The 20,968-nt window shown below is 64.7% G+C and carries 17 protein-coding genes; 13 read left to right on the forward strand and 4 right to left on the reverse strand.

Features of this window, described 5'->3' with window-relative positions; all coding sequences use genetic code 11:
- Window positions 1-42: 42 nt before the first annotated feature.
- Window positions 43-1,743 (forward strand): methyl-accepting chemotaxis protein, encoded by a 1,701-nt coding sequence (locus AC0V2Y_RS16255; RefSeq protein WP_475414780.1) that lies wholly within the window; start codon window positions 43-45, stop codon window positions 1,741-1,743.
- 383 nt (window positions 1,744-2,126) lie between these two features.
- Window positions 2,127-3,983: a sensor domain-containing diguanylate cyclase gene (locus tag AC0V2Y_RS16260; protein WP_475418351.1), complete on the forward strand. Its 1,857-nt coding sequence runs from the start codon at window positions 2,127-2,129 to the stop codon at window positions 3,981-3,983.
- Between the two features lie 57 nt (window positions 3,984-4,040).
- On the opposite strand, the gene AC0V2Y_RS16265 is transcribed toward AC0V2Y_RS16260, so the two are convergent.
- A complete protein-coding gene (locus AC0V2Y_RS16265; protein WP_475414782.1) occupies window positions 4,041-4,370 on the reverse strand; it encodes a hypothetical protein in 330 nt (109 codons plus the stop codon).
- A gap of 174 nt (window positions 4,371-4,544) precedes the next feature.
- Entirely contained in the window at window positions 4,545-5,420 is an 876-nt protein-coding gene (locus AC0V2Y_RS16270) for a hypothetical protein (protein ID WP_475414783.1), read from the reverse strand.
- A 180-nt stretch (window positions 5,421-5,600) separates the two neighbouring features.
- Here AC0V2Y_RS16270 and AC0V2Y_RS16275 point away from each other — a divergent pair, with 180 nt between their 5' ends.
- Window positions 5,601-6,473, forward strand: a complete 873-nt coding sequence (locus AC0V2Y_RS16275) for a hypothetical protein (RefSeq protein WP_475414784.1) — start codon at window positions 5,601-5,603, stop codon at window positions 6,471-6,473.
- Window positions 6,470-7,984 (forward strand): hypothetical protein, encoded by a 1,515-nt coding sequence (locus tag AC0V2Y_RS16280; RefSeq protein WP_475414785.1) that lies wholly within the window; start codon window positions 6,470-6,472, stop codon window positions 7,982-7,984. The genes AC0V2Y_RS16275 and AC0V2Y_RS16280 overlap by 4 nt, the downstream gene beginning before the upstream one ends.
- A gap of 315 nt (window positions 7,985-8,299) precedes the next feature.
- Here AC0V2Y_RS16280 and AC0V2Y_RS16285 read toward each other — a convergent pair whose 3' ends face one another.
- A complete protein-coding gene (locus AC0V2Y_RS16285; protein WP_475414786.1) occupies window positions 8,300-8,719 on the reverse strand; it encodes a hypothetical protein in 420 nt (139 codons plus the stop codon).
- A gap of 304 nt (window positions 8,720-9,023) precedes the next feature.
- On the opposite strand from AC0V2Y_RS16285, the gene AC0V2Y_RS16290 reads away from it, so the two are divergent.
- Window positions 9,024-10,094, forward strand: coding sequence for a M29 family metallopeptidase (locus tag AC0V2Y_RS16290; protein ID WP_475414787.1), 1,071 nt, complete (start codon window positions 9,024-9,026; stop codon window positions 10,092-10,094).
- A 3-nt stretch (window positions 10,095-10,097) separates the two neighbouring features.
- Here the strand turns inward: AC0V2Y_RS16290 and AC0V2Y_RS16295 are convergent, their stop codons facing one another.
- Window positions 10,098-11,057: a LysR family transcriptional regulator gene (locus AC0V2Y_RS16295; protein WP_475414788.1), complete on the reverse strand. Its 960-nt coding sequence runs from the start codon at window positions 11,055-11,057 to the stop codon at window positions 10,098-10,100.
- 110 nt (window positions 11,058-11,167) lie between these two features.
- Between AC0V2Y_RS16295 and AC0V2Y_RS16300 the strand changes: the two genes are divergently transcribed.
- The 8 genes from AC0V2Y_RS16300 to AC0V2Y_RS16335 all read left to right on the forward strand — a co-directional run bounded on the left by AC0V2Y_RS16300 (window position 11,168) and on the right by AC0V2Y_RS16335 (window position 20,820).
- Window positions 11,168-12,007, forward strand: coding sequence for a phytanoyl-CoA dioxygenase family protein (locus AC0V2Y_RS16300; protein ID WP_475414789.1), 840 nt, complete (start codon window positions 11,168-11,170; stop codon window positions 12,005-12,007).
- Window positions 12,007-12,825, forward strand: coding sequence for a sugar phosphate isomerase/epimerase family protein (locus tag AC0V2Y_RS16305; RefSeq protein WP_475414790.1), 819 nt, complete (start codon window positions 12,007-12,009; stop codon window positions 12,823-12,825). The genes AC0V2Y_RS16300 and AC0V2Y_RS16305 overlap by 1 nt, the downstream gene beginning before the upstream one ends.
- A 109-nt stretch (window positions 12,826-12,934) precedes the next feature.
- Window positions 12,935-13,396: a MarR family winged helix-turn-helix transcriptional regulator gene (locus tag AC0V2Y_RS16310; RefSeq protein WP_475414791.1), complete on the forward strand. Its 462-nt coding sequence runs from the start codon at window positions 12,935-12,937 to the stop codon at window positions 13,394-13,396.
- A 165-nt stretch (window positions 13,397-13,561) separates the two neighbouring features.
- Window positions 13,562-15,937, forward strand: coding sequence for a M1 family metallopeptidase (locus AC0V2Y_RS16315; RefSeq protein WP_475414792.1), 2,376 nt, complete (start codon window positions 13,562-13,564; stop codon window positions 15,935-15,937).
- Entirely contained in the window at window positions 15,934-16,422 is a 489-nt protein-coding gene (locus AC0V2Y_RS16320; RefSeq protein ID WP_475414793.1) for a DUF6702 family protein, read from the forward strand. Before AC0V2Y_RS16315 ends, AC0V2Y_RS16320 begins: the two co-directional genes overlap by 4 nt.
- Window positions 16,423-16,444: 22 nt before the next feature.
- Window positions 16,445-18,478, forward strand: coding sequence for a TonB-dependent receptor (locus AC0V2Y_RS16325; protein WP_475414794.1), 2,034 nt, complete (start codon window positions 16,445-16,447; stop codon window positions 18,476-18,478).
- Window positions 18,479-18,581: 103 nt separating this feature from the next.
- The gene (locus tag AC0V2Y_RS16330) at window positions 18,582-19,316 is read left to right on the forward strand and encodes a 2OG-Fe dioxygenase family protein (RefSeq protein ID WP_475414795.1); all 735 of its coding nucleotides are present in this window, start codon (window positions 18,582-18,584) and stop codon (window positions 19,314-19,316) included.
- A gap of 142 nt (window positions 19,317-19,458) precedes the next feature.
- The gene (locus tag AC0V2Y_RS16335) at window positions 19,459-20,820 is read left to right on the forward strand and encodes a hybrid sensor histidine kinase/response regulator (protein WP_475414796.1); all 1,362 of its coding nucleotides are present in this window, start codon (window positions 19,459-19,461) and stop codon (window positions 20,818-20,820) included.
- Window positions 20,821-20,968: the final 148 nt, after the last annotated feature.

The raw sequence follows: 20,968 nt of genomic DNA on the forward strand, positions 1-20,968 counted from the left end.
CGGGCAATGCCAACGGCCCCAACCACACCTGCGGGGGACACCATGCGCAGCACACTGTCGATCAGGAATATCTTTGCCGCCATTTTTCTGCTCAGCCTGGCGCTCTCCCTCATCAGCCTGTGGGCGCTGTTCCGCGTGGCGGGCAAGCAGGCCGAGGCGAACCAGGTCACTGAAACGCGCTACCAGTCCTATCTGCTGGCCGACGAACTGCGGCAAAGCTCGGACGACCTGACCCGGCTGGCCCGCACCTACGTCGTCACGGGCGACGCCAGGTACGAACAGCAATACCTCGACATCCTCGACATCCGCAACGGCAAGAAGCCGCGCCCCGCCCATTACGAGCGCATCTACTGGGACTTCGTGGCGGCCGGCGTGCCCGTGCCCGCATCGATGGGACCCGCCGTGCCGCTGGCAGAACTGATGCGCAAGGCCGGCTTCAGCGAGCAGGAATTCGCCAAGCTGCGCGAAGCCCAGGCCAATTCGGACGGCCTGGTCAAGACCGAAGTGATCGCCATGAACGCCGTCAAGGGCCGCTTCGACGACGGCAGCGGCAACTTCACCAAAACCGGGCCGCCGGACCTGGAAATGGCCCGCGCCATCATGCACGACGCCGCCTACCACAGCAACAAGGCGAAGATCATGCAGCCGGTGAATGAATTCCTCACCCTGCTCGACCAGCGCACGGGCGCGGCCGTGCAGACGGCGATGAGCGGCACCATGGCGGCGTACTCCGTCACGGTCGGCGTGCTGCTGGTGTCCGTCATGGTCTCGCTGCTGTGCCTATTCCTCGTGTACCGCCACATCAAGCGCAGCCTGGACCAGGCGATCGCCACGGCGCAGCTGATCGCCGGCGGCGACCTGAGCATCGACGCCGTCATCGAACGAGCCGACGAAATCGGCGTGCTGCTGCATGCGATGAATACCATCAACGCCAACCTGACGGGGCTGATCGGCGACATCCGCAGCGGCACCGGCGAAATGTCGGTGGCCACGCACGAAATCGCGCTGGGCAATGCGGACCTGTCGGCGCGCACGGAAGCGCAAGCCAGTTCCCTCGAAGAGACGGCCAGCTCGATGGAAACGCTGACGGCGACGGTGCGGCAAAACGCCAGCAATGCCGGCGAGGCGAACCAGCTGGCCGCCACCGCCTCGGCCGTCGCCGTGCAGGGCGGCGCCGTCGTTGCCAAGGTGGTCGGCACGATGGGCGCCATCAAGGAAAGCTCGAGCCAGATCGCCGACATCATCGGCGTCATCGACGGCATCGCCTTCCAGACGAATATCCTGGCACTGAACGCGGCCGTCGAGGCGGCGCGGGCAGGGGAACAGGGACGCGGCTTCGCCGTCGTCGCCGGCGAGGTGCGCAGCCTGGCCCACCGCAGCGCTGCCGCCGCCCAGGAAATCAAGACCCTGATCAGCGCATCCGTGGAACGGGTCGACGCCGGCAGCAAGCTCGTCGACGAGGCGGGGCGCACCATGGCGCTGGTGGTGGAATCGATCCAGAAGGTGGCCGCCATCATGAGCGAGATCACCAGCGCCAGCCACGAGCAAAGCGCGGGGATCAGCGAGGTCAACCAGGCGGTCACGCAGATGGACAACATCACGCAACAGAACGCCGCCCTGGTCGAGCAGGCGGCGGCCGCCGCCGAGAGCCTGCAGGAACAGGCGCAAGCCCTGATCGCGGCCGTCGCCATCTTCCGCCTGAAGGACAGCGGGCCAGCCCGGGCCGCCCTGCCCCTGCGCTGACGCACAGCCAAAGTGTGCACTTTCGCAAATTTCCGCGTACCGCATGATATTTCTTGATTGCAACAGAATATAATCTGTTACAGACAGGTGGTCATTGCGGGAGCGGGACGTTGGCAGGCAGACAGAGACGGGCATCATGGCGAAAGGCGCATTGGCTGCTGGTATTGGCCTGCTTGCTGCCGCCTGCCGCGCACGCCCAGGTCGGCAACCTCGAGCAGTATCTTGCCGCCGTGCGCGACGACGGCCGCTTCGTGCCCGCGCGCGCCCTGGAGCGCCTGCAAGAGGTGGAAACGCAGGCGCGCAGCGCGCCCTTGCCCTTGCGCGCGGAATTCCTGACCCAGTTGAGCAACGCCCGCATGCGCCTGGGGCAGAACGACATCGCCATGCAGCTGGCCGAGGAGCTGATCGCCTACGCCCGCATGAACAAGAGCGACGTGGCGCTGGCGAAAGGCATACTCAACAAGGCCTACATCACGTTTGCCAGGAACGAGCGCCGCGCCTCGCACCTGCTGGCCTTTGAGGCGGAAAAGATCGCCAATGGCACGGACGACCTGCCCGTGCGCGTGCAGGCGACCATCAGCGCGGGCCAGTCGTGGGCCGAGGAAGGCAATTTCCCGTTTGCGCTGGCCAAGCTGCAGGCGGCCGTCGACCTGGCGCGCCAGAGCAACTCCCCCTCCAGCCTGGCCGCCGCCCTGAATGCCCTCACCCTGCTGTACACGCAGATGCGCGAATACGACAAGGGCTTCGAGGTGCTTGACGAACTGCTGGCAGTCTCCGCGACACTGGCATCGCCGGGCCGCATGGCGCAGGCGAAGAATACGGAATACGGGCTGGCGCTCGACGCGCAGCAGCCGCAGCGGGGCCAGCGCGCCCTGCTGGCGGCCCTGGCGCTGGAACGCCAGCTGGGCGCGCGCGGCATGGTGGCCGTCACTCTCGTCAATCTGTCCGATAGCTATTTGAAGCAAGGCGACTACGCGCGCGCCCTGCGCTACGCGAATGAAGCCATCACGGCGGCGCGCCTGGTCAACGATGAACAGGTGGAGGCGACGGCGCGGCTCAATATCGGACAGGCGCTGATCGGCCAGGGACGGCTGCAGGAAGGCAAGCAAAGCGTGGCCACGGGCCTGGCCTACTACGAACGCACGGCCAACCAGCCGGACATGCAGGCCGTGCTGCTGGAATACGGCATGGCGCTGGAAAAGGCGGGCGACTTGCGCGGCGCCGTCACGGCCTACCACCGCGAGCGGGGCATTTCCAACCAGCTGTTCGAAAAGCAGCGGCAAAAGGCCGTGTATGAGCTGCAAGAAAAGTATGAGGCGGAAAAGAAACAGCGCCAGATCGAGCTGCTCAGCCGCGACAATCAGATCAAGAGCGCGGAAATCGACAACCGCCGCCTGCAGCAGCGCGTGTGGTGGCTGCTGGCGCTGGTGCTGGCCATGGCCTCCGCCATCGTTGGCTTGCTGTACCGCAAGGTGCGTCACGCGAACGTGCAGCTGAAGGTGAAAAACCAGGAACTCAAGCGCCAGAGCTCGCGCGATCCGCTGACGGCCCTGTACAACCGCCGCCACTTCCAGGAATTCATGCGCAGCCATGCGGGCAAGCCGCAGCCGTCCAGCGCCGGCGCCGACGTCGTGGGGGCGCTGTTCCTGCTCGACGTCGACCATTTCAAGCACATCAACGACCGTTACGGCCATGCGGCGGGCGACCTGGTGCTGACGACGATCGCCGAAACCCTGCACGACGTGTTGCGCGAAACGGACATGATCGTGCGCTGGGGCGGCGAGGAATTCCTCGCCTTCCTGCCGGCCGTCGCGCGCGACGGGCTCGACGATATCGCGCGGCGCATCCTCAACGGCATGGCGGCGCAACGCATCGACTACCAGGGCCAGACCATCGAGGTGCACGTGTCCGTGGGCTTTGCGCCCTATCCGCTGGCGCCGCTGGGGCGGCCGCTCACGTGGGAGCGCAGCGTCAACCTGATCGACATGGCGCTGTACCTGGCCAAGGCGCACGGGCGCAACCGGGCGTATGGCTTGCGCGGTTTCCGGCAGGTGGAAAGAACGACCCTGGAAGCGGTGGAGCAAGACCTGGAACGCGCGTGGCGCGACGGCTTTGTCGATTTGAGCGTGGTGCTGGGGGGAACGGACGGGATGGATGGCGCAAGTACAGGGACAGGGACAACGGCGCACGCCAGGCAGGCTGGCGCCGGCGATGGCGTCGCCGCAGCTGGCATCACCTGACGCCAGCCGCGGTGACGGGACCGGCGGCGGCCGGCCCTGGCGCGGTGACCACGCTGATTACTTGTGCGCGGCGTCCTGCATCTTTTCGCCCGCTTTTTCCACTTTCTTGCCGACGGCATCGGCCGCTTCGCTCATTTTCTTGTCGGCGTCAGCGGCGACCTGGTCCATCTTGGCGCCCGTATCGGCAGCAGCCTGGCTCACGGCGGCGTCAGCCTTGGTAGCGGCGGCCTTGATGTCGGCTTCAGCCTTGGCAGCGGCCGCATCGATCTTTTGGCCAGCCTGTTCCGCAGGACCGGCGGCGACATCGTCCTTCTTCTGGCAGGCGGCCAGTGCCACAACCATCATCCCGGCGGCGCACACGGTCATCCAATTTTTGCTTGCTTTCATGATATTCCCTTTCATTGTTATCAAAAGACACAGATCAGTTCGCAATATACACCTGCCTAAAATTTTCTAGCGTGCGCTAACGCACATAAAAACAGGCTTTTGTGGCGTAGTTGTAAGCAATGGTATCTTGATATCTTCATGGCGCCTTTCACGATGGGCCAATGTTGCTGTGCGCTACTGGCCCGGCGCGGCGTCCAGCAGCGAACGCTCGAGCAATTGCGACAACGCCGCGCGCAGCGCCTGCGTGCGCGCCGCCAGTTCCGGCCGCTTGTAGCGCTCCGCGGCGATCAGGCTGTTTTCCAGGCAGACGCGGTCGCCCTTGGCCAGGCAGGCGTCGGCCAGGTCGAGCTGGACGCTGGCTTGCGCCACCTTCACCTTGGCGTCGAGCTCCAGGGTGTCGGGATCGTCGCCCCAGCGCTTCACGTGGGCGGCCAGGCGCGTGGCGGCCAGATCCGGCTTGCCCGCATCGAGCGCCTGCTTGACGCTGTCCTGCAGCGCCGCCCACGCCTGCGCCCGCTGCTGTTGCCTGTCGCAGGCAGCGGCGGACTTGGTAATGCTCGCCTGCAAGCGTTTGATCTGCGCGGCGGGCGCCTTAGCGCTTTTCAGCACGGCCAGCGCGCTGCGCGCGCCGTCCAGGTCGCACTGCGCCGCCAGCGCAGCGGCGGCCTCGACCTGCTCCGCCACGCTGGCCGGCTTGTCGGCGGGCTTGTTATAGAACCAGATACCGGTCAGCACCACGGCCGCGGCGATCCACGTGCGCAAGCGTACCGGCGGCCGCGGCGGCGGCACCGAGCCCCTGCCGGCAGGCTTGGCGGGCGGCGCCTTGGCTGGTGCGGATGCTGCGGCGGGAACCGGCGGCGGGAATGGCTGGGGCGCAGGCGCGGGAGCCGCTACCGGTACCGGCGGCGGCATGCGCGGCACCGGCGGCGGCGCTACCGCTTTCTCCAGAACTGGCGCTTGCGCCGCCTGGCGCGCGCCGCAAAACGGGCAATGCGCCACGCGCAGCGGCAAGGTCCGGCCGCAGGCGGCGTTGATGCAAACGTCATTCACTGTTTCAAGCACATTCCAACCTTTTCCTGGAGTCATTCCACTGCGTTCTGCCGCAATATTACCTTACGCGGGCACGGCAACGGCGCACCGGCGCCGTGTTCCATTGCCTTGATACCGATCAAAAAGTCTCCGCCGCCGCGGCCTAAGCTACAAGCACAGGCCAAGGACAAGGAGAACGCCATGTCAGCCCACCTGATCATCGAAGACGGCCAGCCCTGGTGGGACAGCGCCGATATCTGGGTCGTGCCCGGGAATGATCCGAATGGCCCGCCCGGCGCGCCCATTGCCGGCACCAGCAACTACCTGTGGGGCCGCGTGCACAACACGGGCAACAGCGCCTCGAACGGCGTGCGCGTGGACTTTTACTGGGCCGACCCTTCCGGCCAGATCGCCGTCGGCGCCGCCACGCAGATCGGTTCCGCGTTTGCCGACCTGCCGCCCGGCGCCACGCAAGAAGTGCTGTGCCTGGTGCCGTGGATCCCCGTCATCGTCAATGGCGGCCACGAATGCCTGCTGGCCGTGGCCCACGGGCCTGGCGACGTCAACCCGCTGCCCGATCCGCTGCCCAACGGCTTTCCCTTCCAGCCCAAGCAGCATGAACAGATCGCCCAGCGCAACGTCAACGTGGTGCTGGCGGCAAGGCGCGCGCAATTGCTGGCCATCGCGGTGGCGGCCCTGCCCCGCGAAACGAAAAAAGTGGAACTGCAGATCGAGTATGGCGGCGAGCTGCCGGAACGCCTGCTGGCCACGCTCGGGCTTGAGCGGTGGCAGCCGGCCAGGGATGCGCACCTGGTGGCGGGCCTGGCGCGTACGCCCCATTGCAATGGCGATGCGCCCGGCGAGCAAAAACTGGCGCTGGAAGTGCCGCGCGGCCAGGCGCAGGCCATCTACCTGAGCGTGCGCGCCGAAGCCTTGCCTCCACGCCAGTATGCGCTGCTGCGCGTGCTGGAAACCCAGGATGGCAAGGTACTGGGCGGCGTCACGTATGTCGTCACCGATCTGGAGAAAGAGCAAGCGCAAGAACAGCAAAGCCCCGAGGAGCAAGCATCATGAGCGACACACCCCTGCAGGTGCTGACGCGGCCGTTCGCGATCGAGCCCGTCACCAATATCATGCTGCCCGATGGCATCTTCGACAATGCCATCTATGGCTTGCGCATCGCCGCCCACGTCACGAATATGTCCAACAGCGCACTGAGCAATGTCACGGTGTACCTGGAAAGCGTGGGCGACCCCGGCATCGTGCCCGTGGCGCGCACCTTTTTCTTTGCCAGCATTCCCGCCGGCGCGGCCATGCTGGTCATGTGGGATGCCGACTTCCAGCATGCGGCGCCCGGCAAGCGCCTCGTCAGCTTTGTCGCCAAGGCGGACGGCTACACGCCGCACCGCTCGATCCAGCAAATCTTCGTCTCGCAAACGCGCTTCGACAGCACGACCAACACCTACACGTGCACGGTCGAGGAAGGCACCCTGGAACTGTCCAAGCCGCAGGGCCACCTGCCCGGCAAGCGCTGGGGCAGCACGGGCACGGATGGCAAAGGCGGGGAAAATGCGTGCCGCTGCCCGCCCGGCCTGGGCCCCATCGTGCCGACCGGCATGACCCTCGTCTGGACGCCGAACCCCGCCTACGCGGGCACGCATGGCGAGCTGCCGTTTTCCGATCCGTGGTGGAAGATACTCGCCATCATCATCGCCATCATCGCCGCGCTGGTGGCCATCATTTCCGCCGCGCTCGGTTCCGGCAAGGCCAGCTTCAGCGTGGGCGGCACCTTCGAGGAAACGGACCCCAGCGTCGATTGCTGCTCGCTGGAAGGGGCCGGCTCGGGCCAGCCCGAATTCACGGTGGCGGGCGTGGCCTCGGCCATCGCCTCGGGCGCCATCGCCGTCGCCTGCTCCGATATCGCGGACCCATTCTGGCGTGGCCAGGAAGCAACACCACCAGCCGCCGGCGAACTGACCCTGGCCGAGCGCGTGGTGGCGAAGTGGGTGTTGCCGGAAGCGCCGAATGCGGGCATGCCCTACACGGCCGACATCAGCTGGGAGTATCAACGTTTCACCACGGGCGCCACCTACCAGCACGCCGTGAGCGAAACGCAAGTCAACATCCATGTGGCGGGGCCGGTGGAAACGGATACGCCCGCCGTCGTGCAAGCCTATGAACCATTGTGGCTGCGCGCCAGCTTCAAGCGCGATAATGGCAATGTCTTCCGCGGCACGGAGCTGTACGCCTTCGTGCTGTTCCAGGCGCCGCAGGGCCTGTATTTCGTGGAATCGCTGACCGATGACGGCCTGGGCTTCGACCCGGGCGCCAACGACGGCGTCTACGCAGGCAGCCTGGACTTGAAGCGGGCTTACCGCACCCTGCTGCAATATGATCAAAAGGTCTTCGGCACCTGGAGAGTCTTCGTCTTCGCCCAGGACGTCAACCTGACCAAGCCCGGCACGCCGCCCGAAATCGCCGCCCAACACATCGGCGGCATGTTCATCGCCAGCGCCATCGAAATCACCTTCGACGACACCCTGCCCTGCCCGCTCAAGGCGCAGGCGAATATCATCGTGGTGTAGCAAGGAGCAAGAAGCGAAGTCAGGCGTAGGTCGCGTAGGTCGGATTAGCGGGGCAACGCCCCGCGTAATCCGACACATTGTTGACTCCAAGCCCACGCGACAGTGGCCGCGCAAGCATGCAGGGCCAAAGCGCCACCCCCAAGACAATACGCCAGGACCGAGGGAAAACCTACAAACTGTGGCCTTTCGTACAGCCGTTCGTAAGCGCGCCAAGAGCGGCTGAGAAAATGCTCAGGGCTAGGCGCCGCCTCGAAGACAGTACGTCAGTACGGCGAGAGGCAGGCAACAACGCCTTGGGCGTTTTATCAGCCGCTCTTAGACCTTGACAGCGTCGGCCTTGGCAATGACCGTGCGTGGAATGATCTCCGTAACCGGACAAGTATCCATCGCATCCGAATACGCGAGCCAGCGCTGCAGGCTTTCCATGCGGCGGATGGTGATGCCCTTGCCATTGATATAGCCGATCTGCTCGAAATTGGCGGGGCTGGTGGTCAGCTTCGAGACGGTGGGCGCATTGTCGACCAGGCGGTCGTAGGCCTTGCGCGCCTTGTGCTCCCACTTGGCCAGCACGGGGTCGTCAAAGCGGTTGCTTTCAAAATACACGGTGATGGTGCGGTCGTGGTTGGCAAATCCGACGATGGCCGCCCCCTTGCGTATGGTCAACAGGACATCTTCCTTGACGCCCGTGACGGGAACGAAGACGGCGGCGCGCCCATCCGTATCTGGCCGCTCCATGGGAATATCTTGTCCGATTATGCTCATCACATCACACTCTTCATCATCGCCTGTAGGCTTGTTGTCCTTGCTTCACTGAAAGCGTGCCGCCATGCGCATGCGCGCCTTTGCCGCGGCGCCGGGCCGCTTCCAGGCTCGCTGCCATACCCTTTCATACCATTTTTCAAATAATACATTGCCCTAAAGCACTACACAAGATAATCAGGGACGCGGCGCCCCATGTCCTGCGCCGGATGGGGAATGGTGGCGTCCGGGGCAATCGCCTTATAATGCTGCGATTACTTCACGTCCCCACCTTTGCCCCATGACGCTTCCCGAGAATGACACCAGCCGGCTCGACGCCATCAGCGCCGCCGCCACCGAAGTGGCCGCGCAAAACGTGGCCGACCTGCTGGCCATGGCCATCTGCCACCGCCCGGACGAACCGTCCCTGATCGTCTGCGACAAGCGCAGCTGGCTCAACGTCGTGCTGACGGAAGCGTACCGCCAGGCCTTGCCGGACGCCGTCTTCATCGATTTCGACGAGGTCACGCCGGAGGCCGTGCTGGCCGCGTTTGCCGAACTGCCGGCCGGCAGCCTCGTCGTGCTGATCCAGTCGACCAGCTTCCGCCTGGAAGCGTTCCGCATCCGCATCGAGCTGTTCAAACGTGGCTTGAAAGTGATCGAGCACGTGCATCTGTCGCGCATGCCCGGCGTGCAGGGGCTGCACTACATCGCCTCGCTGGCCTACGATCCCGCCTACTACCGCGGCGTCGGCCATGCACTGAAGGCGCGCATCGACGGCGCCCGCCACGGCATGGTCGACAGCGGCGGCGAGCAGCTGGTCTTCGCCTCCCCATTCGAACCGGCCAAGCTGAATATCGGCGACTACAGCGGCATGAACAATATCGGCGGCCAGTTTCCCCTGGGCGAAGTGTTTACGGAAGCGCAGGACCTGGAAGCCGTGAACGGGCGCGTGCGCATCTTCGTCTTCGGCGATACGCACTTCATGGTCAACCGCCCCGACACGCCGATCACCCTGATCATCGACAAGGGCCGCGTGACGGGCACGGAGCACGCCACGCCGGAATTTCTGGCCATGCTCGAGATCATCCGCGCGCATGAAGGCGAAGTGTGGGTGCGCGAACTGGGCTTCGGCATGAACCGCGCCTTTTCGCGCGAACAGCTGGTCAACGACATCGGCACCTATGAACGCATGTGCGGCATCCATCTGTCGCTGGGCGCCAAGCATGGCGTCTACACGAAACCGCAATTCAAGCGCAAGGATGCGCGCTACCACGTCGACATCTTCGCCGTCACCGAGGCCGTTTATCTCGACGACGAGCGCGTGTACGCCGATGGCGCGTGGACGGTGGAACCGGTCGCGTTCAATTGACCGTCAGCTGAAAAATCCGGCCGCTGCCAGCTCACGGTCCCACGGCGGCACGGGCTGGTATTCGGCCACCAGGAAATCGATCAGCGCGCGCACCTTCGGCGACATCTGCCGGCTGGCCGGATACAGGGCGCTCAAGTGATTCAGCGGCAGCTCCCAGCCGGACAGCACGGGCAGCAGGCTGCCATCGAGCAGGTTGCGCCAGGCGAGAAAGGTGGTGCTGTAGACGATGCCGAGCCCCCGCTGCGCCGCCTGGTGCAGCACCAGGCCATTATTGGCCGTAAACCCCGCCTGCACGCGCACGCTCACCTCCTCGCGCCGCTCCCCGTCTCCACGCAGGAAATGCCAGTTCGTACCATCGGTCAGGTGGCTGAAATGCAGGCACTGGTGCTGCAATAAATCCTGCGGCGTCCGCGGTACGCCCCGTTGCGCCAGATAGGCGGGGCTGGCGCACAGCACGGCGCGGCACGGCGTCAGCGGACGCATGGCCAGCGCGCTGCTGTCCGGGATGCCGCCCACGCGGATGGTCAAGTCGAAACCGTGGCGTATCGGATCGAGCAGCGCATCATCGACAAACAGTTCGGCCCGCACCTGCGGATGCAGCAAACTGAAACGGGCGACGGCATCGGCCAGCCACGCGCTGCCGAAGCTCGATGGCGCCTGGACGCGCAGCGGCCCGGCCAGCTCCGCTCCGGCCCCCGCCTGCGCCACGTGCGCCACCATGCGCGCCGCTTCCTGCGCCTGGCTGACGGTGGCCATGCACGGCGCCAGGTAGGCGCGGCCCGCATCCGTCAAGCTCACTTCGCGCGTGGAGCGGTGCAGCAGGCGCGCATTGAGGCGCTCTTCCAGCTGCATGATGGTCTTGCTGACCATGGCGCGCGTCAAGCCCAGGCGCTGTCCCGCCGCCGTGAAGCTGCGCAGGCGCGCCACTTCGACAAAGATTTCCATCGCTTTTAGTTGATCCATGTCAAAGATTGTCTGCGTTTTAGCGACAATCTGTCAACCGCCGGGCGATTGTTTGCGCACTGTCCCCATCCTACAATGGCGCTTTCCATTGACCTTCCGGAGCCGCCGCCATGCTAACAACTGAACAACAAGAACAATACCAACGCGACGGCTATATCATCCTGCCCGGCTTCAAGGGCGCGGACGAAATCGCCGCCCTGCGCGCGCGCGCCGAACAGATTGTCAACGAATTCGATCCCAGCGTCAGCCAGTCGATCTTCACCACGCGCGACCAGGCGAAGAATACCAACGATTATTTTCTCGCCTCCGACAACACCATCCGCTGCTTCTTCGAGGAAGAGGCCTTCGGCCCGGACGGCCAGCTGAAGCAGGCCAAGTCCCTGTCGATCAACAAGATCGGCCATGCCATGCATGACCTGGACCCCGTCTTCCGCGCGTTTTCGGCCGACCCGAAACTGGCCGATGTCGCACGCGACCTGGGCCTGGCGGATGCGCAGGTCTGGCAATCGATGTACATATTTAAACAGCCCGGCATCGGCGGCGAAGTGCGCTGGCACCAGGACGCCACGTATTTCGAGACCACGCCGGTCAGCGTGACCACGTTCTGGTTCGCGCTGGAAGACGCGACCCTGGACAACGGCTGCCTGTGGGCCGAACCGGGCGGCCACCGCGGCCCCCTGCGCGAACGCTTCATCCGCAACGGCGACCAGGTAAGAGTGGAAAAACTCGACGCCATGCCGTGGCCAGACGACAGCACGGCCGTGCCGCTGGAAGTCAAGGCGGGCGCCCTCGTCTGCTTCCACGGCTTGCTGCCGCACTACAGCGCGCCGAACCGCTCGCCCGTCTCGCGCCACGCCTACACCTTGCACGCCACCGACGGCCAGACGCAATACGCGGCGCACAACTGGATACAGCGCGACGCGGCGTTCCCCGTGCGGGGCTTCGTCTGATGCGCATCGACGTCTTTGCCGCCCACTGGGGCAATAACGACCTGCCGCCCGAGGTCTTCATCGACAGGGTGGCGGCGGCCGGCTTCGACGGCATCGAAATGTCGCTGCCGCTGGACGCCGCCCTGCGCGAGGAATGGACGGGACGCATCGCCGATGCGGGCCTGCAGCTGATCGCCGCGCAGTGGGAAACCGTGTTCCACAGCGACTTCGAACTGCACCGCGCCGCCCTGGCGGAACTGCTGGAAAACGCCTGCCTGGCGCGCCCCGTGCTGGTCAACACCCACACGGGCAAGGATTACTATACCCAGGCGCAGAACGCGGCATTGATCGACCTGGCCGCCGCCATCTCGGCCAGGCACGGCGTGCCCATCGTGCACGAGCTCCACCGCAGCCGCTTTTCCGGCCATCCGATGCTGCTGCTGCCGTATCTGCAGCAGTATCCGCAGCTGCCGTTGACGGCCGACCTGTCGCACTGGTGCTGCGCCTGCGAATCGCTGCTGGAAGACCAGCCGCACACGCTGGCGCAGGTACTGCCGCTGGTGCGCCACGTGCATGCGCGCGTGGGCCATGCGCAGGGGCCGCAGGTGGCCGACTTCCGCGCGCCGGAAGCCAAGTCGGCGCTCGACGCCCACCTGGCCTGGTGGGACGCCATCGTCGCCCTGCGCCGCGCGGCCGGTGCCGAACGCATGACGTTTACGCCGGAATTCGGCCCAGCGCCCTACACGCAAACCCTGCCCTGGACGCAGCAGCCGGTGAGCGACGCGTGGGAGCAAAACGTCGCCATGCTCAAGCTGCTGCGCGCGCGCTACGCGCAGTAGTTCGCCACGACCGCGCCCATGTCCCGGGCCAACCGGTCCGGGGCATGGGCGCGCCAGCCACGCTTGTCACGCGGTTGCAATTAAATAGCGCGCTATATATACTGTCCCCATGGATACCACCACCGCCCCCAACCCCTTGCACCAGGTGCCGCGCCTGGACAGCCAATTGTGCTTTGCGCTGTACTCGACCTCGCTTGCAATGAACAAGCTGTATCGCAAGCTCCTGCGCAAGCTCGGCCTGACCTATTCGCAGTACCTGGTGATGATGGTGCTGTGGGAGCGCGACGGCCTGACGGTGTCGGAAGTGGGCGAGCGCCTGTTCCTGGACTCGGCCACCCTGACGCCCTTGCTCAAGCGCATGGAGCAATCGGGCCTGCTGACGCGCACGCGCGCCGCCAGCGACGAGCGCCAAGTCATCATTTCCCTCACGCAGCAGGGCGACCAGCTGCGCCATCAAGCGGCCCTGCTGCCCGAAGCCATCCTGACGGCCAGCCACTGCAGCGTGGAGCAGGTTGTGGACATGAAACAACAACTGAACCAGTTGCGCGACAGCCTGATGAAAAGTGAGTAAAAACGCCGCTTTTCCGAGCAAAATCAGGTAAAGCATCACCCTGACGGCGCCAGCCAAAAGCCGGCGCACAATCCGCCTTTCTTTATTACAAATCGATACAAGGCCGGTATCGCCCTGCGTATAGAATAGTTGCCACTATTTCCTTACAACAACATCAGGGTGACCATGCGCATACCTTTCGGCTCCGTAGCCTCGTTGGCTCTGTGCTTTACCGTGTCGGCCTTCGCCGCCGAACCATTCGACGACAAGTTCCGCCAGCTCGAAGAAGTGCTGCCCACCCCGAATACCTACCGTACCGCCTCCGGCGCGCCTGGCCACGCCTACTGGCAGCAGCGCGCCGACTACACGATCCGCGCCACCCTGGACGAAGCCAAACGCGAGATCGCCGGCAGCGGCACCATCACCTACCATAACCGGTCGCCCGACACCCTCGGCTACCTGTGGCTGCAGCTGGACCAGAATATCTACAAGCCCGATTCCGACGCGCGCCGCATGACTACGGCGCCCTCGCGCCAGGCCTGGGCCAAGACGGCGGGCGAAGACACGATGAAATTCGAAGGCTTGCGCGGCATCCTGGCGCGCGGCGACTTCCAGGGCGGTTTCAATATCCGCCGGTTGACAGGCGCCGATGGCCAGCCGCTGAAGCACGTCATCAACCGCACCATGATGCGCATCGACTTGCCGCAGCCCTTGAAACCGGGCCAGGACTTCGCCTTCCAGATCGACTGGGATTACCGCATCAACGAACAGAAGGTGCTGGGCGGGCGCGCCGGCTATGAAGTCTTCGACGACAAGAACGCCCTGTTCGAAGTGGCGCAGTGGTTCCCCCGCATGGCGGCCTATTACGACGCGGCCGGCTGGCAGCACAAGCAGTTCCTCGGCTCGGGCGAATTCACGCTGGAATTCGGCGACTACGACGTACAGCTGACGGTTCCGGCCGACCATATCGTCGCCGCCACGGGCGCGCTGCAAAATCCGCAGGAGGTGCTGTCCGCCGCGCAGCGCGAGCGCCTGGACAAGGCCCGCGGCAGCGACAAGCCCGTCGTCATCGTCACGCAGAAGGAAGCGGAAGCGGCCGAGAAATCCGTCAGCCGCGCGCAAAAGACGTGGCACTTCAAGGCGGCCAACGTGCGCGACTTCGCCTGGGCCTCGAGCCGCAAGTTCATCTGGGATGCGCAGGGCTACAGGAAGGGCGGCAGCGACGTGATGGCCATGTCCTACTATCCGAAAGAGGGCAATCCGCTGTGGGAAAAATACAGCACGCAAGCCATCGTGCACACGATCGAACAGTACAACAAGTACAGCATCGACTATCCGTATCCGACGGCCATCTCCGTCAACGGCCCCGTGGGCGGCATGGAGTATCCGATGATCTCGTTCAACGGCCCGCGTCCCGTGAAGGATAAGAAGACGGGCGAGCTGACGTATTCGAAACGCACCAAGTATGGCTTGATCGGCGTGATCATCCACGAGGTGGGCCACAATTACTACCCGATGATCATCAACTCGGACGAGCGCCAGTGGACGTGGATGGACGAAGGCCTCAACACCTTCGTGCAATACCTGGCGCAGCAGGCGTGGGAAGAAAACTACCCGGCCTCGCGCGGCGAACCGCGCGAAATCGTCGACTACATGCGTAGCCGCGACCAGGTGCCCATCATGACCAATTCCGAGTCCCTGCTGCAGTTCGGTAACAACGCCTATGCCAAGCCGGCGGCGGGCCTGAACATCCTGCGCGAGACCATCCTCGGGCGCGAACTGTTCGACTACGCCTTCAAGGAGTATGCGCAGCGCTGGAAGTTCAAGCGCCCCACGCCCGCCGACTTCTTCCGCACCATGGAAGACGCTTCCGGCACGGACCTGGACTGGTTCTGGCGCGGCTGGTTTTATACGACCGACCCGGTCGACATCAGCATCGACGGCATCAGCGAATACGGCGTGAGCTCGAAAGATCCGGCAACGGAAAAAGCCTGGAAAAAGGCGCAGAAGGACGCCCAGCCGGAATCGGTGACGAGCCGCGCCAACAAGGGCATGCCGCGCCGCGTCGACGCGCATCCGGAACTGAAGGATTTCTACAACCAGCACGACGATTTCACGGTCACCAACAAGGACCGCAACGCCTACGCCGAAGCGCTGGCCGCGCTGGAACCGTGGGAAAAGGACTTGCTGAAACAGGGCAAGCACCTGTATCTGGTCGACCTGTCGAACCTGGGCGGCATGGTCATGCCCCTGATCCTCGAGATCGAGCTAAAAAGCGGCAAGAAATACGTCGAGCGCGTGCCGGCAGAAGTATGGCGCTACTCGCCGAAGAAAATCACCAAGGTCGTCATCACGGACGAGCCGATGGTGGGCCTGGTGCAGGACCCGTACTGGGAAACGGCCGACATCGACACCAGCAACAATAGCTGGCCGCGCAAGATCACGCCCTCGCGCCTGGAACTGTTCAAGAGCGAGAAGTCGCCCAGGGAGAACCTGATGCGCGACTTTCATACGCCGTTGAAAGGCAAGAACGGCGGCTCCGACAAGGGCGGCGAGGCGTGAAGCGCTGGCGCCTTCTCGCGGCAAGCGTGCTGGCCTGCGCCAGCATGGCGGCCGGCGCCCATAATTTCCACATGGGTATCGCCGACATCAGCTATAACGCGGCCAGCGGCAGCACGGAGGTGGTGCACACCTACACGGGCCACGACGTCGAGGCGCTGCTGACGAATCTGTACCAGCGCCAGTTCGACCTGGGCCAGGAAGACAGCGAAGCGGCGCTGCGCCGCTATGTCGAAAAACAGTTCTATCTCGTGGGGCCGGACGGCAAGCGATTGCGCCTGAACTGGGTCGGCATGAAGGTCAACGCCGACAACGTGGTGATCTTCCAGGAGATCGAAGGCACACGCCTGGCCCCCGCCACGCGCATCCACAACCAGTTGCTGACCGACTTCCTGCCCAGCCAGCGCAATACCCTCAACGTGCAGGACAGCGGCAGCATCCAGACGCTGATCTTCGACCGCCAGAACACGGAACTGCCGATCCGGTAATGCCCGGCTCCCCCATACGCCCATGACGCCACGCTCCCTTCCCCTCCTCCTCGCCGCCCTGTTTTCATCCGCCGCCCACGCCGACGACATCTTCCAGCGCGTGCTGATCGACGGTTCGCGCCTGAATCAGCTGGGCGTGGCCGATTCGGCCAACGCGGGCAGCGTCACGCAACAGCAGCTCGACGCGCGCACCAGCTACCGGCCCGGCGAATTGCTCGAAGCCGTACCGGGCTTGATCGTCAGCCAGCACAGCGGCGAAGGCAAGGCCAACCAGTTCTACCTGCGCGGCTTCAACCTCGATCACGGCACGGACTTGCGCACCACCGTCGACGAGATGCCAGTCAACCAGCGCAGCCATGGCCACGGCCAGGGCTGGACGGACCTGAACTTTTTGATCCCCGAACTGGCCATGCGCCTCGATTACAAGAAGGGACCGTATGCGGCGGCGCAAGGCGATTTTTCCTCGGCGGGCGCGGCGTCCGTCGTCTACGCGAACCGCCTGACGCAAGGCATCGCCAGCGCCGGCATCGGGCAAAACGGCTTTCGCCGCGCCCTGCTGGCCGACTCCATCGATGCGGGCGACGGCAGCCTGCTGTACGCGCTCGAAGCGCAGCATAACGATGGCCCGTTCACGCAGCCGGACCGCTACCGCAAGCGCAATGGCGTGCTGCGCTACAGCGAAGGCTATGCCAACAACGGCTTCAACGTCACGGCCATGGCGTACGACGCCAGCTGGAACGCCACCGACCAGATCCCGCTGCGCGCCGTGCAGGACGGCAGCTTGGGCCGCTTCGACGCCGTCGATGCCAGCGACGGCGGCAAGGCGCAGCGCTACAGCCTGTCGGGCGCCTGGCGCCAGACGACGGACGACGTGTCGTCCAGGGCCAGCGCGTACGTGATCGCCAACCGCCTGGCCCTGTTCTCGAATTTTACGTATGCGATGGACGACCCGCTCAACGGCGACCAGTTCGCCCAGCCCGACCGGCGCGTGACGGCCGGCCTCGACGCCAGCCACACCTGGCACCGGCACACGGACAGGGGCAGCAGCGATACCACCATCGGCCTGCAGCTACAGAACGACAATATCCACAATGGCCTGTACAACACGCGCCGGCGCCAGGTCCTGTCGACCACGCGGCAAGACCATATCGTCGAAACGAGCATCGGCGTGTATGCCGAAAACAGCACGCGCTGGTCGCGCTGGCTGCGCACCGTGGCCGGCCTGCGCGCGGACGCCTACCGCTTCGACGTGCGCAGCGACCGCGCCGCCAATGCGGGCACGGCCAGCGACCATTTGTTCAGCCCCAGCCTGAGCGTGATCGCGGGGCCGTGGCGCGACACGGAGGCGTATGTCAACATCGGCAACGGTTTTCACAGCAACGACGCGCGCGGCACGACCATCACGGTCGACCCGAAGACGGGCGAAGCAGCCGCCAAGGTCACGCCCCTGGCGCGCTCGCGGGGGCTGGAACTGGGCTTGCGCAGCGCCGCCATCGCCGGCCTGCAAACCTCGCTGTCGCTGTACCGCCTGGACTTCGATTCCGAGCTGCTGTTCATCGGCGATGCGGGCGCCACGGAGGCGGGCCGCCCCAGCCGCCGCTACGGCATCGAATTTTCCAGCTACTACAAGGCGGCCAGATGGCTGTCGCTGGACCTGGACCTCGCGTATGCGCGGGCGCGCTCGCGCGGCAGCGACCCGGCGGGCGACTTCATTCCCGGCGCCATCGAAGGCGTGGCCCAGCTGGCCATGACGGTGACGCCGCCGGGGCCGTGGTCGGGCTCCTTGCGCCTGCGCTACTTCGGTCCGCGCCCCCTGGTGGAAGACAACAGCGTGCGCTCCGCCGCCAGCGTGGGCTTGAACGGGCGCATCGCCTACCAGGTCGACAAGACCTGGCGCGTGGCAGTGGAAGGCTACAACCTGGCCAACCGGCGCGACTCGGCCATCGATTACTGCTATGCCTCGCGCCTGCCCGGCGAGGCGCAGCCCGTGGACGATCTCCACTTCCATCCGGTGGAATCGCGCTCGCTGCGTATGACCCTGGTAAAGAATTTTTAACTCAACAAGAATAATTCCTGTCGTACTGCACAGGAATCGCCGCGAAGTCGTAGAATGCCAGGCTGGATAAACTGATACAGGCCGCGTTCCGGCCGGCACCGCCATGAGCACTTCCGCACCGATCTTTACCGACCCGTCCCACGTCAAGGAAGCCTTGCGCGATGACGGCTATGCCGTCCTGCGCCCGCAGGACGTGGCCGCGCTGGCCGGCTGCCCGCTGGCCGCGCTGCGCGCGCTGGAACCCAGCTGGAACACCCTGGCGCTGGACAATTACCTGAAGGATGGCGGCCGCTATCGCCGCCGGCGCCACTCGTGCTTCGTGCAGGATGGCGAACGCCTGACGCAGACGGCGCACCGTCCGCACTGGCAGCCGGTGGAATACAACGCCCTGCACGGCGGCATGCACCGCCTGTTCGAACCGGTCGAAGCGGCTATCGTCGCGCAAGCGGCCTGGCAGCAGCTGATCCGCGCGCTGGGCGACGCCTGCTCGCAGGTCAAGGGCCGCCAGCCGTGGTTCATCGAGGCGCACCAGTTCCGCATCGATACGACTGACGGCATCGGCCGCCCGACGCCGGAAGGCGCGCACCGCGACGGCGTCGATTTCGTCGCCGTGCTGCTGATCGGGCGCGAGCAGATCAAGGGCGGCGAGACGCGCATCTTCGAAGCGGATGGCCCCAACGGCAAGCGCTTTACCCTGACCGAGCCGTGGTCGCTGCTGCTGCTCGACGATGCCGCCGTGATCCATGAATCGACGCCGATCCAGCCCATCGGCGAACACGGCCACCGCGATACGCTCGTGCTGACCTATCGCGCCGGCCAGTTCCAGGGCGAGAACTGACAGGCGGCCACAGCATTCCCTGTGGCCAAAATAGTTACTTGGAAGTTACTTTTGCAGACCTAAATCCGATATAGTCATACGATGTCGATATTGCGCGCTCACCGCGCCCAGCATCACCACACTGAAATCCTAGGAGAGGTCTGTGGACTCCAACAACCAAATCAAGCCTGACGAAATCGAGATCCTGATCGTCGAGGACAGCCCGACCCAGGCGGAGCGCTTGCGCCGCCTGATCCAGTCGCTGCACTACAACGCGCGCGTGGCGGCGAATGGCCAGCTGGCCCTGGCCGCCATCCGCGAGCGCAAGCCGCACCTGGTGCTGTCCGATATCGTCATGCCTGAAATGAATGGTTACGACCTGTGCCGCGCCATCAAGTCCGACCCGACCCTGCGCGACATCCCCGTGATCCTCGTCACCTCGCTCAACGACCCGAAGGACATCATCCGCGGCATCGAGTGCGGCGCCGACAATTTCATCCGCAAGCCCTACGCGGAAGACTACCTGCTCAACCGCATCAGCCACATGCTGATGAACCAGAAGCTGCGCAAGAACCAGAACGTGGAGATCGGCATCGCCCTGTACCTGGGCGACCAGAAGCATTTCATCAACGCGGAGCGCCAGCAAATCCTCGATTTGCTGATCTCCACGTATGAACAGGCGGTGCAGGTCAACGGCGAACTGCAGGCGCGCGAACGCCAGGTGATCGAACTGAACATGCGCCTGGCGCACCATGCGGCCGAACTGGAAACCATCAACCGCGAAATCGCCCTGAAAAACCTGGAGCTGGCCGAAGCGAGCCGCATGAAGTCCGCCTTCATCGCGAATATGTCGCATGAACTGCGCACGCCGCTCAACGCCATCATCGGATTCACGGGCGCGCTGCTGATGAAACTGCCCGGCCCCCTGACGTCGGACCAGGACAAACAGCTCAATACCATCCGCGCCAGCGCGCGCCATCTGCTCTCGCTGATCAACGACATCCTCGACGTGGCCAAGATCGAGGCGGGCAAGCTGACCCTGTCGATCGAGCCCGTCCACTGCCAGGAGCTGATGGCCGACGTGGCCGACACCCTGCGTCCGCTGGCCCAGCAAAAAGGCCTGGCGCTGGAGATCGAACTCGGCGAACCAAATCGGCCGCCCGCCATCATCGACACGGACCGCCGCGCGCTGACGCAAATCCTCATCAACCTGCTCAACAACGCCATCAAGTTCACGGAACAGGGCACGGTGCGCATCAGCCTGGCCCAGCGCGAGGAAGACGGCGTGCTGGTGACGGAAATGAGCATCGCCGACAGCGGCGCCGGCATCAAGGAAGAAGACCAGGCCAAGCTGTTCCAGGCCTTCTCGCAGCTCGATTCCACCTCCACGCGCCACGTGGAAGGCGCGGGACTGGGCCTGTACCTGTGCCAGAACCTGGCCAACGCCATCGGCGGCGCCCTGTTCTTCAACAGCGACTACGGTTCCGGCAGCACGTTCACGCTGGCGCTGCGCAGCAAGGCCTGAGCTTCTGTGCGCCGCAGCATGGAATGCGGAAATTTTGCCATCCAGGAGAGACCGATATAGTATTTCTACGGTATTGCACTGCAACATATTCGGCGCTATAGTGGAACTGTCTCCTCCAATTCGTTCCCTGAACATTGGATTCAGCCCG

The sequence above is a fragment of the Janthinobacterium sp. BHSEK genome (assembly GCF_056174685.1).